The sequence below is a fragment of the Aquitalea sp. FJL05 genome (genome assembly GCF_003852595.1).
GTDB classification, from domain to species: Bacteria; Pseudomonadota; Gammaproteobacteria; order Burkholderiales; family Chromobacteriaceae; genus Aquitalea; species Aquitalea aquatilis.
This window is the reverse complement of record NZ_QAJS01000007.1, coordinates 1-14,456: the sequence shown is the minus strand read 5'-3', so window position 1 is coordinate 14,456 and position 14,456 is coordinate 1. Positions and strand designations below refer to the sequence as shown.

Here is a 14,456-nt window from a genome sequence, read left to right as displayed (position 1 = left end):
ACAAAAAAAGCCGACCATAAGGTCGGCTTTTTCGTAAGCCTGTTACTGCTCGCTCTGATCATTCAGCTGTTGCTTACCCAGCTTGATCGGATACTTCTGGCGCAAGGTTTCCAGATAACTGCCCAACTGATTGCGGGCGGTCATCTGTTCCATCGCCGCAGCCAACTGGGTGCGTTCTGCATCACTCACAGCAGCCCCAGCAGCGACACTGGCAATCTGGTAGATGGCATAGTCACCGTTATCATGCTTGCTACCGGCAAACGCAGGCAGCGTGCTAGCAGCGGCTGCAAACACTGCCCGCACATCGGCAGTCGGCATCCCACCCGGATTACGGCGGGACACAGCCTGCAGCTCACCCCACTTGGGCGCATCCACTGCCTTGCCGGCCTTCAGTTGAGCCAGCAAAGCCTGCCCCTGCTTTTCCGCGAGCTTGGCACCTTCGGTCGCAATCAGTTCAGCCTTGATCAGCTCACGAACCTCAGCCAGCGCTTGCTGACGTGCCGGCTGGTGATCAGCCACACGCACCACCAACAGGTTGCCACCACCAACATCTACTGGCTCGCTATTGTGCTTCTTCTTCAGCACATCATCACTGAAAGCTGCATCCAGCACCTTGGCATTGGCCAATACCGGATCGGCAGATTTCTTGTCACGAGACAGCCAGTCAGAGTGTTTGACCTCAAGCTTCAGAGCATCTTGCACACCCTTGAGCGAGTCCGCTTGCTGGTAAGCCACTTCGGCCAGCTTGTCCGACATGCTGCGCAACTGGCCAGCAGCCTTCTGCTGCTTGAGCTTGGCTTCAACCGCAGTTCTCACCGCAGCAAAATCAGGCTGCTTGACCTCATCCAGCTTGATGATGTGATAACCGAATTCAGTTTCCACCACTTCGCTGATCTTGCCCGGTTGCATGCGGAATACCACATCATCAAACGGCTTCACCATCACACCATGGGCGAAGAAACCCAGATCGCCACCATTGGCAGCGGAGCCGGGGTCTTGCGAGCGGGTTTTGGCCAGCTCGGCAAACTTGCCGGGATCCGCACGCAATTGCTTGAGCAAGGCGTCAGCTTCTGCCTTGACCTTGGCCTTGTCTGCCGGCTTGGCATCCTTGGGGACAGTCAGCAGGATGTGTGAGGCACGGCGCTCTTCGCCTGACAGATCAGCCTTGTGCTGTTCGTAATACTGCTTGACCTCGGCATCACTCACCGTCAATCCCGCAGCCACAGCTTGCGGCGACAGCAACACGTAGTCGAGCTTGACCGCCTCGGCACTGCGGAAGCGCTTGGCATTGGCATCGTAGAATGCCTGCAGCGCCTTATCATCCGTCTTAACCTGGGCCGCAAAATCGGCAGGCTTGAGCAGCAGCAAGCGAACCTGGCGCTCTTCTGCCATCAGGCTGCCCAGACGCTCCACCATGCTGCGCGAAACAAACCCGGTGCCGGCAAAGTTATTGATCTGGTTTTGCAACATGATGTCGCGGCTGATCTTGGCTTCAAAAGCCTCCGGCGACATATTGCGCGCGGCAAGGAATTCTTTGTAACGGGAGGCACTGAATTGGCCGTTTTCCTGCAGTTCGGCAATGCCGGCAATGGCCTTGCGCAATTGCTCCGGCGTAACCACGGCACCACCATCATGCGCGGCAGCCAGCAGCAGGTTCTGGCGGATCAGGTCGTCCATGGCTTGCTGACGGGTCGCCGCATCGCTGGGCTGACCTTCCAGGACCCGGTCCAGATCACGTTTGTAGATCTTGGCCGAGCCAACCTTGGCCAGGTAAGGGTCTTCCACGGCGGAGGAGTAGCTACCCACACCAAAGCCGACAAAAGTCAGCGCTACCGCACCCAGAATGACTTGAATGGCAATTTTATTATTCTGAACAAAATCGAACATGGCGATATCGGCGCAAGCCACCCCATTGGTAAAAAAAAAGGTGAACGACTGAATACGTTCACCTTTTCTGTAGATTCTGGCGGAGTGGACGGGACTCGAACCCGCGACCCCCGGCGTGACAGGCCGGTATTCTAACCAACTGAACTACCACTCCAAACTTTGGTGGGCGTTGACGGAGTCGAACCGCCGACATTCTGCTTGTAAGGCAGACGCTCTACCAACTGAGCTAAACGCCCGCTATAAAACCTCGCCGTTATCGCTAACGACAAGGTTGCAAATTATAGCGCGTCTTTCAGTGCTTTGCCAGCACGGAACTTCGGAGAACGTGCAGCCGGGATCTTGATGGTTTCGCCAGTCTTCGGGTTGCGACCGCTGCGTTCAGCGCGCTCGCCAACATAGAATGTACCAAAACCTACCAAAGTCACGGTGTCGCCCTTTTTCAGAGCATCGGTAACAGCGGCAACCATACCATCCAGTGCCTTGGCAGCTGCAGCTTTGGAAATATCGGCTTCAGCGGCGATTGCATCAATCAGTTCAGACTTGTTCACGTAAGTCCCCTTTCGTCGTTCTTCGGTCTACGTAATTCGGATAAAAACCGCTTGCTTTATAGCAAGGCTAAAATCCTTGTGTCAAGCGGCTTCCAGCGGAATATTGCCATTTCGCAAACCCTGCTGGAAAGCGCTAGCGGCCCGGTAAATTCACTACTGCTGCAACATACTGATTTTTAATGCGTCATTACGGATACACCAGCTGCGCCTTCCGGCGCCGGGTGCAACTCGTCCGGCTTGGCTTCTTCAGGCAAAGGCTCCGGCTGACGCTCCAGCGCCAGAGCCAGTACCTCGTCGATCCACTTCACAGGATGAATCTCCAGCTTCTGCTTGATGTTGGTGGGGATATCCACCAGATCCTTGGCATTGCCATGCGGGATAAGCACATGCTTGATCCCGCCGCGATGCGCAGCAAGCAGTTTTTCCTTCAGGCCACCAATCGGCAGAACCTCGCCGCGCAAGGTGATTTCACCCGTCATGGCAACGTCAGAGCGTACCGGAATTCCCGCCAGAACGGAAACTATCGCGGTCGTCATGGCGATACCTGCACTCGGACCATCCTTGGGAGTGGCACCTTCCGGCACATGAATGTGCATGTCATGTTTTTCATGGAAATCAGGTTTGATTCCCAAAGCGCGCGAACGACTGCGCACCACACTCATTGCCGCAGTAATCGACTCCTGCATCACCTCGCCCAGCTGGCCGGTACGGATGATATTGCCCTTGCCTGGCAGCGATACAGCCTCGATGGTCAGCAATTCGCCACCCACCTCGGTCCACGCCAGACCGGTGACCTGGCCAATGCGGTTTTCCTGCTCGGCCACACCATAATCAAAGCGGTGCACACCCAGATACTTGTCCAGGTTCTTGGCATTGACCGTAACCTTGGCAGCCTTGTTCTTGCCCAGCAAGGTACCGGTCACCACTTTGCGGCAGATCTTGGCAATCTCGCGATCCAGGCTGCGCACACCCGCTTCACGGGTGTAATAGCGCACGATGTCGCGCAAGGCCGACTCCTGCAGCACCAGCTCACCTTCCTGCACGCCGTTCGCCTTGATCTGCTTGGGCACCAAGTACTTCAGGGCAATATTGACCTTTTCGTCCTCGGTATAACCAGCCAGGCGAATGATTTCCATCCGGTCCAGCAGAGCGTGCGGAATGTTCAGCGAATTGGCGGTAGCCACGAACATGACATCCGACAAGTCGTACTCAACCTCGGCGTAGTGATCGACAAAGGAGTGATTCTGCTCCGGATCCAGCACTTCCAGCAAGGCGGATGAAGGGTCGCCACGGAAATCGGCCCCCATCTTGTCTACCTCATCCAACAGGAACAGCGGATTCTTCACGCCGACCTTGCTCATGTTCTGCAATACCTTGCCGGGCATGGAGCCAATATAGGTACGGCGATGACCACGAATTTCCGACTCATCACGCACGCCACCGAGCGCCATGCGCACAAACTTGCGGTTGGTGGCACGGGCAATCGACTGCCCCAGCGAGGTCTTGCCCACGCCCGGCGGGCCTACCAGGCAGAGAATAGGCGCTTTGAGCTTGTCAACGCGCTGCTGCACTGCCAGATATTCGAGAATGCGCTCCTTGACCTTTTCCAGGCCAAAGTGATCCTCATCCAGTACAGCCTCGGCATTACCGACATCCTTGTTGATCTTGGTCTTCTTCTTCCAAGGCAGTTCCAGCAAGGTGTCGATGTAGTTGCGCACCACAGTGGCTTCAGCCGACATCGGCGACATCATCTTGAGCTTTTTCAGCTCGGCACTGACCTTGTCCTTGGCTTCCTTGGGCATGCCAGCCAGGCGGATTTTCTTTTCCAGCTCGTCCAGGTCACTGACTTCATCAATGTCACCCAGTTCTTTCTGGATGGCCTTGACCTGCTCGTTCAGGTAATACTCGCGCTGGCTCTTTTCCATCTGGCGCTTGACGCGGCCACGGATGCGCTTTTCTACCTGCAGAATGTCGATCTCACCCTCCAGCTGGGACAGCAGGTGTTCCAGACGCGCACGCACGTCGAACATCTCCAGCACCTCCTGCTTTTGCTCCAGCTTGAGCGGCAGATGAGCCACGATCGTGTCGGCCATGCGACCGGCACGCTCGATACCCGCCAGCGAGGTCATAACCTCCGGCGGAATTTTCTTGTTGAGTTTGACGTATTGCTCAAACTGCGCCAGCAGGGCACGGCGCATGGCTTCGGACTCGGTGGAGTCTTCGCCATCCGCGGCCAACGGGGTAATGGTGCCGACAAAGCAGCCACCATCTTCAGCTACCTGGCTGATCAGCGCGCGCTGACGCCCCTCGACCAGGACCTTGACCGTACCATCAGGCAGCTTGAGCATTTGCAGGACAGAGGCGATGGTACCGATGCCATAAAGATCGTCAGCCTCAGGCTCATCCTTGGAGGCCGAACGCTGAGCGACCAGCAGCACCTGCTTGCCTTCATCCATGGCGCTTTCCAGCGCGCGGATCGATTTGGCTCTTCCAACAAACAGCGGAATGACCATATGGGGGAAAACAACCACATCCCGGAGCGGGAGCAAGGGCAATGTGGTTTCTTCGCGGAGTTCTGCGGGTTGGGGCATATCACCTAACCTTGCGTACGTGAAACAATGCATGAAAGATGGGGCATGCACGCTGAAAATCAACACCCCATACTAAATCAGTTTGGCGACAACACAAAAGAAAAACCGCCCATGACGGGCGGTTTTCCATCACAGCTGAAAAGCTCAGGCAGACTGGACTTCGTCACCCTTGTCGCGATAGATGAACAAAGGCTTCTCACCTTTTTCGATAACCTTTTCATCTACCACTACTTTTTCAACATTTTCCATGGACGGCAGTTCGTACATGGTATCGAGCAGCACGCGCTCGAGAATCGAACGCAGACCACGTGCACCGGTCTTGCGAATCAGCGCCTGCTTGGCGATCACCCGCAAGGCTGACGGACGCACTTCCAGCTCAACCGACTCCATCTGGAACAGACGCTGGTATTGCTTGATCAGCGCATTCTTCGGCTGAGTCAGGATAGTGACCATCGCCTCTTCATCCAGCTCTTCCAGCGTAGCCACTACCGGCAGACGGCCGATCAGCTCTGGAATCAGGCCAAAACGGATGAGATCTTCCGGTTCGGCCTCCTTGAACAGCGCCGAGGTCGACTTGCTGTCGTCGCGCGAGCTGACTTCCGCACCAAAACCAATACCGCCCTTTTCCGAGCGACGACGGATGATCTTTTCCAGACCATCGAATGCACCACCGCAGATGAACAGGATATTGGTGGTATCAACCTGGATAAATTCCTGGTTGGGGTGCTTGCGCCCACCTTGCGGCGGGATGGAAGCCACCGTACCCTCGATCAGCTTGAGCAATGCCTGCTGCACACCTTCGCCCGACACGTCACGCGTGATGGACGGGTTTTCCGATTTGCGCGAAATCTTGTCGATTTCATCGATGTAGACAATGCCACGCTGGGCTTTTTCTACATCGTAGTCGCACTTCTGCAGCAGCTTCTGGATGATGTGCTCGACATCCTCCCCCACATAACCGGCTTCGGTCAGCGTGGTGGCGTCAGCAATCACAAACGGCACATCCAGCAGTCGCGCCAGCGATTGCGCCAGCAGGGTCTTGCCAGAACCGGTAGGACCTACCAGCAGGATGTTGCTCTTGGCCAGCTCGACTTCGTCCTTGTCGCCCGCCGGGGTGTACAGCCGCTTGTAGTGGTTGTACACGGCAACGGACAGCGTCTTCTTGGCAAAATCCTGGCCAATGATGTACTGATCCAGATCCGCGCGGATTTCCTGCGGAGTGGGCAGTGCGGTGGCAGTGCCGGCGGCATCACCGATTTCGCCAACCACCTTTTCCAGTTCTTCACGAATGATGTCATTGCACAGCTCGACGCATTCATTGCAGATGAATACCTGGGGACCGGCGATCAGACGCTGGACTTCATGCTGGCTCTTGCCGCAGAAAGAGCAATACAGAAGTTTTTCGTTGCTGTTTTTATCAGCCATTAGCTAGTTCCACTGCTTACGCCGTAACATCCTTGCGGGAGGTCAGCACTTTATCAATCAGACCGTACTCGCGGGCTTCCTCGGCGGACATAAAATTGTCACGCTCGGTATCGGCCTGCAGACGCTCCATGGTCTGGCCGGAATGCTTGGCCAGCAGCTCGTTCATCTTGCCCTTTACCTTCACCAGCTCGCGGGCATGGATTTCGATATCGGTCACCTGGCCGCTCAGACCACCGCCATACAGCAACGGCTGGTGAATCATCACCCGGCTATTGGTCAGGGCAAAGCGCTTGCCATGAGTGCCGGCAGAAAGCAGGAAAGCCCCCATGCTGGCAGCCTGACCGATACACAGCGTGGAAATGTCCGGCTTGATGAAATTCATCGTGTCGTAGATGGACATGCCCGCCGTGATCGAACCACCTGGCGAATTGATGTAGAAGTAGATGTCCTTGTCCGGATTTTCCGACTCGAGGAACAGCATCTGCGCCACAACCAGGTTGGCCGATTCGTCGGTGACGGGCCCTACCAGGAACACGATACGCTCCTTCAGCAGTCGCGAGTAGATGTCATAAGCGCGTTCGCCACGACCACTCTGCTCCACCACCATGGGCACCAGGCCCAGCCCTTGCGGTTCAATCATCGATTTCATCGACCAACTCCGTTTGTGTCGTTATCAGGCGTTGCTACCCATCAGGGCATCAAAGGACAATTCTTCTACTTCAACCTTGGCCTTGGACAGAACAAATTCCACCACATTGTCTTCCAGCACCATGGAGGTCGGGCCTTCCAGACGGTCGGCGCTGGCGTAGTACCAGGTCAGGACTTCTTCCGGATGCTCGTAGCTGTCGGCGAACTCTTCGATCATCGCCTTCACTTGTTCCGGTTTGGCTTCCAGCTTGTTGGATTCAACCACTTCAGCCAGGATCAGACCCAGGGCCACGCGGCGTTCTGCTTGCTGGGCAAACAGCTCCGGCGGGAAGGGCATGTCTTTTACGTTCATGCCGCGTTGCTGCATGTCACGCTGAGCCTGCTCGATCAGGCGGCCGATTTCCAGCTGCACCAAGGCCTTGGGCAGAGTGATTTCGGTGGCATCCAGCAGGGTCTGCATCACGGCTTCCTTGGTGCGAGCCTGCAGACGACGCTTCACTTCGCGCTCGACGTTCTTGCGAATTTCGGCACGCATTTTTTCTACATCGCCATCGGCAATGCCCAGCAGCTTGGCGAACTCTTCGTTCACTTCCGGCAGGGTAGCTTCGGCAACATTCTTCACGGTGATTTCGAAGACGGCGGTTTTGCCGGCAACATCCTTACCATGGTAGTCAGCCGGGAAGGACACTTCCACGTTCTTGACTTCGTCTTCCTTCATGCCGGTCACGCCGGTTTCGAAGTCGGCCAGCATTTGGCCCTGACCCAGCACGAAGGGGAAGTTCTCGGAAGAACCGCCATCAAACAGCACGCCATCGATGCTGCCCTTGAAATCGATGATCACGCGGTCGCCTTCGGCAGCAGCACGCTCAACACGGTTGTAACGGGTACGCTGCTTGCGCAGGATGTCGATGGTCTTGTCGATTTCAACATCAGTCACCGGAGTGGCCGGCTTTTTGACTTCCTTGTCGGCCAGCTCGCCAACCTTGACTTCCGGGTATACCTCGAAAGTGGCTGCGAACTTGAAGTTCTCGACATCACCCTCGGCCGCTACCGGTTCGAAACGCGGGTAGCCGGCAACACGCAGCTTCTGTTCGCTGACTGCGCCGTAGAAGCCTTGCTGAACCTGTTCGCCCAGCACTTCTTCACGCACTTGGGCGCCGTAGTTTGCTTCAACGATTTTCAGCGGAGCCTTGCCCGGGCGGAAACCTTGAATCTTGGCAGTACGTGCCACGCGCTTCAGGCGCTCGGTGACTTGGGCATCAATGGCAGCCATCGGCAGAGCGATGTTCATGCGGCGCTCAAGATTGCTCAACGTTTCCAGTTGTACTTGCATGTTCAATCCTTAACTAGTCATCTGAATACGAGTTCGGCCTTTGCGCGAACATTTCGTATTTTGGAAAACAGGTGAAACCCTTGGGAGGCTTCGGCTCTATATGGGGCCACAAGCCCCGGCTACAAGTGCAAGCCCTGCTGCGCTTACGCAGCAACGATCAGGCCCGCATCCCATTGCGAAAACGCGCAGTATAACATGCACCCTGTTTTTGTATGCAGGCGAATCGCGGCGCAAATGCTTGCCCACACTGGGCTATAGCAATAGCCAGCCATCATCACGGGGACCCCTCGCACTGTCACTGCCAGACCAGTAAACCAAGCCCGGCGACTTTCCGCATTTTTCACTATGCTGAATAAACAGACGATGAATAATCCGGATGAGCCGCCATGGGCCTACCCCATCAATCGATCGCCACCAAGCCGCCCATTGCCCTTGCCATGGCCTGGCAATGGATCACCGCAGGCGTAGACCCCACACTGAGCGGCCCGCTGCGGCGACGGCAGTACATTACCAATGCCGTCCCTGCCTCGGTGCTGCTGATGGTGCTGTTTTACTACCTGCTGTTTCTCACGCTGGGCAATCGCGAACTGGCACACTCATGCCTGGTGGAAATCCCCATCCCCGCCACCGGCATCGCCTGGTTCCGCTGGCGCCAAACTTGTGGCCAGCCTCCCCACTACTGGAAAGCCTGCTTGATCTGCCAAACCACGGTACTGACTGGCATTCTTGGCGGACAGGGCACACTCTTCGGCTCACACTTCTATTTCCTGCTGTTTTTCCTGACCGCGCCCCTCATCGTCCCCATCAATGATCGACGTGGCATGGCCATCGTCTGCGGAATCTGCCTGGGATGGTTTTCCTTGTTCCAGTTCATGCAATGGCCAGCCGCACTCACCGTACAGACGCTCGGCCCCACCATGATCAGCATACTGAATCTGGGAGTACTGCTATCGGGCTCCATCATTCTGTTCATCGCCCTACTGGCGGGTGAACACTTTTCGGATGCACTGGTAAACCGTATCCAGCAAATGGCCAGCACCGATATGCTGACCGGCCTGGCCAACAGACGCGCCTTTTATGCCAGGCTGGCGCAATTGCAGCACCGCCACAGTCTGGACCAGCGCCCATTTTGCCTCGCCATGCTGGATATCGATTTTTTCAAACGCATCAATGATAACTACGGCCACGATGCCGGCGACAAAGTGCTGTGCCACATCGCCAGCCTGCTGCAGCTCAACGTACGTCCGCAGGACCTGGTATGCCGCATTGGCGGTGAAGAGTTCGCCATCCTGCTGCCCGACACTAGCGTGGATCAGGCTTTTATCCTGTGCGAGACCATCCGGAATACGATTGCCGACTCGCCACTACCACACGGAGCCAGTGAACTGCACGCCACGGTCAGCCTGGGGCTGGCGCAGTGGCAGACGGACGACAGTGAACAAACATTTTTAGCCGCCACCGACAAGGCGCTCTATGCTGCCAAACACGCCGGGCGCAATGCCGTTCACCCGCGCCGCCAGACCGCACCCATCATCTAAGGCAGCATGCGACTTGGAACGACAGATATCCGCCTCACAGCCAAGCACCGTCTCCACATCAATCACAAACGCCCTGCTCATATAGCTCAGTCACAACGGGCGATAGCGATCATTTCGGCACTCGCCGGCGTCAGTGCCCCGCCTTGCCAGTCGCCATACCAATCCACTCGCACAAAACCGGCCAACCGCAACTGCTCGGCAATGGCAGCATGCGTCATGAACCGCAAGACACTCTGACTGTGCAGCCGCACATCGGCACGCTGAAAATGGTAGTGAGTATCAAAACTGAGCAACGCCCCATCGAAATCCTGCAGCACATGCCAGACAGCAAGCTGTTCACCATCCGCCAGCTCAACCATGCGGCGCGAATACTCGGGCGTCCACCGCTGCCAGGGCGCACCGACCGGGTTGCGACTTTCAAACATCATTACCCCACCCGGCCGCAAGCGGCGACGCACAGCAAGCAGCGTTTGCAGCACTGCTTCATCCGTCAACAGACACTGAAAGGCATGCCCCGTCATCAGTGCGATATTGAAACGCGTATCAGGTGGCAAGTCGGTCGCCGTGCCACTACGCCAACAGACCTGCCCGGCACCACTACGTGCACGCGCCAGGTCTAGCATTGCCGGCGCCGGATCAATAGCTGTGACGGAATGCCCCAGTTGCGCCAAGCGCAGCGCAAGCACGCCTGTGCCACAACCGATATCAACGACAGCCCTGCTCTCAGGACCAATCCGCTCCGCATAAAACAGATGATCGGCCTCTCCGGCATTCAGCACATCGTATACAGCGATCAGCCGCGGGTCGGTGTACAGCGCATTGACAGTGGACTTGTGCATCGAACTCCGCCTAATTGAGATCAATCACGGGACGAATACGGATACAGACAACGCAGGACAAAACAAGAGGAGTGTGCAGACTATCGCATACCGCATCTGCAGGAGTAAAACGAAGCGGATACACCGCAGGATTGCCAGAGAAAAAACTGAGTTGTGGTGCGAGCGGAGAGACTCGAACTCTCACGCCTTGCGGCGCTGGAACCTAAATCCAGTGCGTCTACCAATTCCGCCACGCTCGCCCACCAGCAGCACTCGAAAGCACCGCGAAAGAGGCCGCAAATATACCTCAGGATTCCCTGCGGTTCAAGCGCCATGTCAAATGAACCATTGTCATGTTTTCATGTCACAATGCAGGCATATTGTTTTGCAACAGCGCAACAAACATCCAAATCAAGAGAGGGCAGCATGCAACCGGACCTGCACAATACCTACCAGACCAGCACGACCAGCGGCCTACGCAACAAGGTTCTGCGCAATACCTATGCGCTGCTGGGCCTTTCGATGATCCCCACTGTCATGGGTGCCCTGATTGGCACGCATCTCAATTTCGCCTTCATGGCAGCCAGCCCGATCATGGGCATGCTAGCCATCATGGCGGTATTTTACGGCCTGGTTTTTGCCATCGAGAAAAACCGCAATAACTCGCTGGGCGTGTTCCTGATGCTGGGCTTTACCTTCATGATGGGCCTGCTGCTGGGCCCCTTGCTGCAATTCGCACTGCGTTTCAGCAATGGCGGCCAGCTGATCATGACTGCCGGCGCAGCCACTTCGCTGGTTTTTGTCGTCATGGCCGGCATTGCCAGCACCACCAAGCGCGATCTGTCCGCACTGGGTAGCTTCCTTACCATCGGCGCCATCGTGCTGATGGTCGCCGTGGTGGCCAACATCTTCCTGCAAATGCCGGGCATGCAGCTGGCCATTGCCGCAGCTTTTGCCTTGTTCAGCTCGCTGATGATTCTGTGGCAGGTCAAGGTGGTCGTGGATGGCGGCGAAACCAGCTACGTATCGGCCGCACTGTCGATCTACATCAGCATTTACAATCTGTTTACCAGCTTGCTGCAGTTGCTGATGGCTTTCAGCGGCGAACGTGACTGAACCTGAGTACCCCAGCAAAAAGCGCCTCTTCATCGAGGCGCTTTTTTTAATCGTTCAATCCAGGCTGCCATTCCGGCCAATAGCCGTCAGGACTGAAACAATCACTGGCCACCGCCACACCGGGCAGGGCCAGCAAGCGATCATCCGCGGCATACAGCAAGGGCCATTGCCGCCGCAGCAAGGGTGGAATACCCGCCTCCTGCAACAGCTTCTTAACCGACTTGTGCCCCACCGCCTGTTGCAACACCTCACCACCCAAGCGCGGACGCAATTGCAAATCGCCAGCAAGTGACTGCAAAGTCAAACCACCCCGCTGTACCCAGCGCAAACTGCCACCCCACCCAGGCTGGCGGCACACTGGCTGCGCCGGATCAAACCGCAATGCACATGCCGACTGAGGCGGTAGCACCGGCACCGCATGCAGCTGTTGGCGATAACGCACCACGGCCAGCTCCGGCAATTGCAAACAGGGCTGACTGGCAGCCGCCGCCATATGCAATTGACGCAAAAATTCCTGCAGCTGCTCTGGTGCCACTTGCGATTGCCCCAGACGGCGCAACCAAGCCATCAGCAAAAACCCCTGGCGCACAGGCGACAGCGACAGCACACGCGCCACATCCAGCGCAGCACCTGTCGCGCAACTGGCCAAATCTGCGGCTGCCACCTCATCCACCAACTGCGATGCCTGCGCCATATGCCAGGCACTGCGACCAAGCTGTTGCCGATAAGACGGAACATGCTGCTGCAGTAGCGGCATGATGCGGTGCCGCAATAAATTACGGCGGTAGGCAATGTCCGCATTGCTGTCATCATCAACCCAACTCAACCCCTGCTCCGCGGCGTACTGCTCCAGCTGCTGCCGGGTAAAACCAAGCAATGGTCGCCACAGCTGCAGCTGCTCCAGCCTGCGCAATGCCGGCATTCCCGACAGCGCACGCACTCCGCCGCCACGCAGTAGCTGCAATAGCACGGTTTCGGATTGATCATCCAGGTGGTGCGCCAGCACCAGCACCTCGGCCGCCGACTGGGCATACACCTCATAACGCTGTTGCCTAGCCCGTGCCTCCAGGCTCTCCCCTGCAGCACAACGGACAGCAACCCGCGCCACACGCAGGGGGACATCCAACTGTCGGCACACTTCCTGACAGTGCAGAACCCAGTCATCTGCCGCCGTATTCAGGCCATGATGTACATGCACCGCCGACAGCCGCAACTGCGGCCGGTACTGGCGCGCGCGCGCCAACAGCGAGAGCAGCACCATGGAGTCGAGCCCACCACTCAGTCCAAGCTCAAAAGCACAAAGGCCGGACAAATTGTCCGGCCAGTGGGCTAACAGGGCTTTCAGCAGATCAGGCTGCATCTTCCTTGTAACGTCCATAACTCATCAAACGCTCGAAACGCTCTTTCAGCAGCACCTCGATCGGACGATTGGCAAAATCCTTCAACTGCTCCTGCAACATGCGCTTCATGGCATTCATCATCTGCGCATGATCGCGATGTGCACCACCAACCGGCTCGCTCACCACGCGGTCAATCAGACCGAGGGTTTTCAGACGATTGGCCGTGATGCCCAGCGCCTCGGCCGCTTCGGATGCACGCTCGGCGGTTTTCCACAAAATGGAAGCACAGCCTTCGGGCGAAATCACCGAATAGGTAGAGTACTGCAGCATATTGACCTGATCGCCCACGGCAATAGCCAGCGCGCCGCCGGAACCACCTTCACCGATAATGGTGCAGATAATGGGCACACGCAGTCTTGCCATCTCGTAGAGATTACGACCAATGGCTTCGGACTGGCCGCGCTCTTCTGCACCAATACCGGGATAAGCACCCGGGGTATCGACAAAAGTCATGATCGGGATGCCGAACTTTTCGGCCAGCTTCATCAGGCGCAGGGCCTTGCGATAGCCTTCCGGGCGCGGCATACCGAAATTGCGGTAGATCTTTTCCTTGGTATCACGGCCCTTCTGATGGCCAATCACCATCACGGACTGGCCATTGAAACGCGCCAAGCCACCCACGATTGCCGGGTCGTCGGCAAAGGATCGATCACCATGCAGCTCTTCGAAATCAGTGAAGATGCTGCGCAGGTAGTCCAATGTATAAGGACGCTGCGGGTGGCGAGCCACCTGGGAGATCTGCGAGGGGGACAGTTTGGCATATAGAGTCTTGGTCAGTTCCAGACTCTTCTTTTGCAGGCGTGCGATTTCTTCGGAGATATCCAGTACGGAGTCATCCTGCACGAAACGCAGCTCTTCTATCTTGTTCTCGAGCTCGGCAATCGGCTGCTCAAAATCGAGAAAGGTCGGCTTCATTATTCACATCATCCGATTAAGCGAATCGGGCAATCATACATGAGTGCAAAAGAATCCGTCACGCCCCTGTCTGACAAAATTCAATCAGCATGAACTGCCGATTTGAGATTTGCCCGTTTTATGCAAAAAAATGAAACCTACCCCTTGCGCTGAAAAAAAGGCTGTGCTTTAATTCGCCTCCTCGCTGAGACGCAAACGCAGACAGCGAAAAGGTTTCAGGGCGTTTAGCTCAGTTGG

Annotated in this window: 11 protein-coding genes and 3 tRNA genes; 2 read left to right on the top strand and 12 right to left on the bottom strand. The window is 56.6% G+C overall.

From position 1 onward, the window contains the following. Positions 1–42: 42 nt before the first annotated feature. From DBR44_RS06960 to tig, 8 genes are all read right to left on the bottom strand, one after another. Positions 43–1,887: a SurA N-terminal domain-containing protein gene (locus DBR44_RS06960; protein ID WP_124643340.1), complete on the bottom strand. Its 1,845-nt coding sequence runs from the start codon at positions 1,885–1,887 to the stop codon at positions 43–45. 77 nt (positions 1,888–1,964) lie between these two features. Next, positions 1,965–2,041: transfer RNA gene (locus tag DBR44_RS06955), tRNA-Asp, on the bottom strand. A gap of 6 nt (positions 2,042–2,047) precedes the next feature. Continuing rightward, a tRNA-Val gene (locus tag DBR44_RS06950) sits at positions 2,048–2,123 on the bottom strand. A 42-nt stretch (positions 2,124–2,165) separates the two neighbouring features. Next, positions 2,166–2,435, bottom strand: a complete 270-nt coding sequence (locus tag DBR44_RS06945; protein ID WP_043572292.1) for an HU family DNA-binding protein — start codon at positions 2,433–2,435, stop codon at positions 2,166–2,168. A gap of 176 nt (positions 2,436–2,611) precedes the next feature. After that, positions 2,612–5,026, bottom strand: a complete 2,415-nt coding sequence (gene lon, locus DBR44_RS06940) for an endopeptidase La (RefSeq protein ID WP_124643338.1) — start codon at positions 5,024–5,026, stop codon at positions 2,612–2,614. Between the two features lie 144 nt (positions 5,027–5,170). Then, the gene (gene clpX / locus DBR44_RS06935; protein ID WP_124643336.1) at positions 5,171–6,451 is read right to left on the bottom strand and encodes an ATP-dependent Clp protease ATP-binding subunit ClpX; all 1,281 of its coding nucleotides are present in this window, start codon (positions 6,449–6,451) and stop codon (positions 5,171–5,173) included. A 16-nt stretch (positions 6,452–6,467) separates the two neighbouring features. Further along, positions 6,468–7,100 carry an ATP-dependent Clp endopeptidase proteolytic subunit ClpP gene (clpP, locus tag DBR44_RS06930; protein ID WP_124643334.1) on the bottom strand — a complete coding sequence of 211 codons (633 nt, stop codon included), beginning with the start codon at positions 7,098–7,100 and terminating at the stop codon, positions 6,468–6,470. Between the two features lie 24 nt (positions 7,101–7,124). Next, a complete protein-coding gene (gene tig / locus DBR44_RS06925) occupies positions 7,125–8,432 on the bottom strand; it encodes a trigger factor (protein ID WP_124643332.1) in 1,308 nt (435 codons plus the stop codon). Between the two features lie 386 nt (positions 8,433–8,818). Here tig and DBR44_RS06920 point away from each other — a divergent pair, with 386 nt between their 5' ends. Beyond that, the gene (locus tag DBR44_RS06920) at positions 8,819–9,970 is read left to right on the top strand and encodes a GGDEF domain-containing protein (protein ID WP_124643331.1); all 1,152 of its coding nucleotides are present in this window, start codon (positions 8,819–8,821) and stop codon (positions 9,968–9,970) included. An 86-nt stretch (positions 9,971–10,056) separates the two neighbouring features. On the opposite strand, the gene DBR44_RS06915 is transcribed toward DBR44_RS06920, so the two are convergent. Together DBR44_RS06915 and DBR44_RS06910 are read right to left on the bottom strand one after the other, a co-directional pair. Continuing rightward, positions 10,057–10,809, bottom strand: a complete 753-nt coding sequence (locus DBR44_RS06915; protein WP_124643329.1) for a bifunctional 2-polyprenyl-6-hydroxyphenol methylase/3-demethylubiquinol 3-O-methyltransferase UbiG — start codon at positions 10,807–10,809, stop codon at positions 10,057–10,059. A gap of 154 nt (positions 10,810–10,963) precedes the next feature. After that, positions 10,964–11,048, bottom strand: a tRNA-Leu gene (locus DBR44_RS06910). A gap of 166 nt (positions 11,049–11,214) precedes the next feature. Between DBR44_RS06910 and DBR44_RS06905 the strand changes: the two genes are divergently transcribed. Continuing rightward, the gene (locus tag DBR44_RS06905) at positions 11,215–11,904 is read left to right on the top strand and encodes a Bax inhibitor-1 family protein (protein WP_124643327.1); all 690 of its coding nucleotides are present in this window, start codon (positions 11,215–11,217) and stop codon (positions 11,902–11,904) included. 46 nt (positions 11,905–11,950) lie between these two features. Here DBR44_RS06905 and tilS read toward each other — a convergent pair whose 3' ends face one another. Beyond that, the gene (gene tilS, locus DBR44_RS06900) at positions 11,951–13,264 is read right to left on the bottom strand and encodes a tRNA lysidine(34) synthetase TilS (protein WP_255424576.1); all 1,314 of its coding nucleotides are present in this window, start codon (positions 13,262–13,264) and stop codon (positions 11,951–11,953) included. Then, the gene (locus DBR44_RS06895) at positions 13,254–14,219 is read right to left on the bottom strand and encodes an acetyl-CoA carboxylase carboxyltransferase subunit alpha (RefSeq protein ID WP_124643324.1); all 966 of its coding nucleotides are present in this window, start codon (positions 14,217–14,219) and stop codon (positions 13,254–13,256) included. The genes tilS and DBR44_RS06895 overlap by 11 nt, the downstream gene beginning before the upstream one ends. Positions 14,220–14,456: the final 237 nt, after the last annotated feature.

Coding starts and splice junctions, on each gene's coding strand:
- DBR44_RS06960 (WP_124643340.1), bottom strand. CDS start 1,887: ATGTTCGATTTTGTTCAGAATAATAAAATTGCCATTCAAGTCATTCTG.
- lon (WP_124643338.1), bottom strand. CDS start 5,026: ATGCCCCAACCCGCAGAACTCCGCGAAGAAACCACATTGCCCTTGCTC.
- clpX (WP_124643336.1), bottom strand. CDS start 6,451: ATGGCTGATAAAAACAGCAACGAAAAACTTCTGTATTGCTCTTTCTGC.
- clpP (WP_124643334.1), bottom strand. CDS start 7,100: ATGAAATCGATGATTGAACCGCAAGGGCTGGGCCTGGTGCCCATGGTG.
- tig (WP_124643332.1), bottom strand. CDS start 8,432: ATGCAAGTACAACTGGAAACGTTGAGCAATCTTGAGCGCCGCATGAAC.
- DBR44_RS06920 (WP_124643331.1), top strand. CDS start 8,819: ATGGGCCTACCCCATCAATCGATCGCCACCAAGCCGCCCATTGCCCTT.
- DBR44_RS06915 (WP_124643329.1), bottom strand. CDS start 10,809: ATGCACAAGTCCACTGTCAATGCGCTGTACACCGACCCGCGGCTGATC.
- DBR44_RS06905 (WP_124643327.1), top strand. CDS start 11,215: ATGCAACCGGACCTGCACAATACCTACCAGACCAGCACGACCAGCGGC.
- tilS (WP_255424576.1), bottom strand. CDS start 13,264: ATGCAGCCTGATCTGCTGAAAGCCCTGTTAGCCCACTGGCCGGACAAT.
- DBR44_RS06895 (WP_124643324.1), bottom strand. CDS start 14,219: ATGAAGCCGACCTTTCTCGATTTTGAGCAGCCGATTGCCGAGCTCGAG.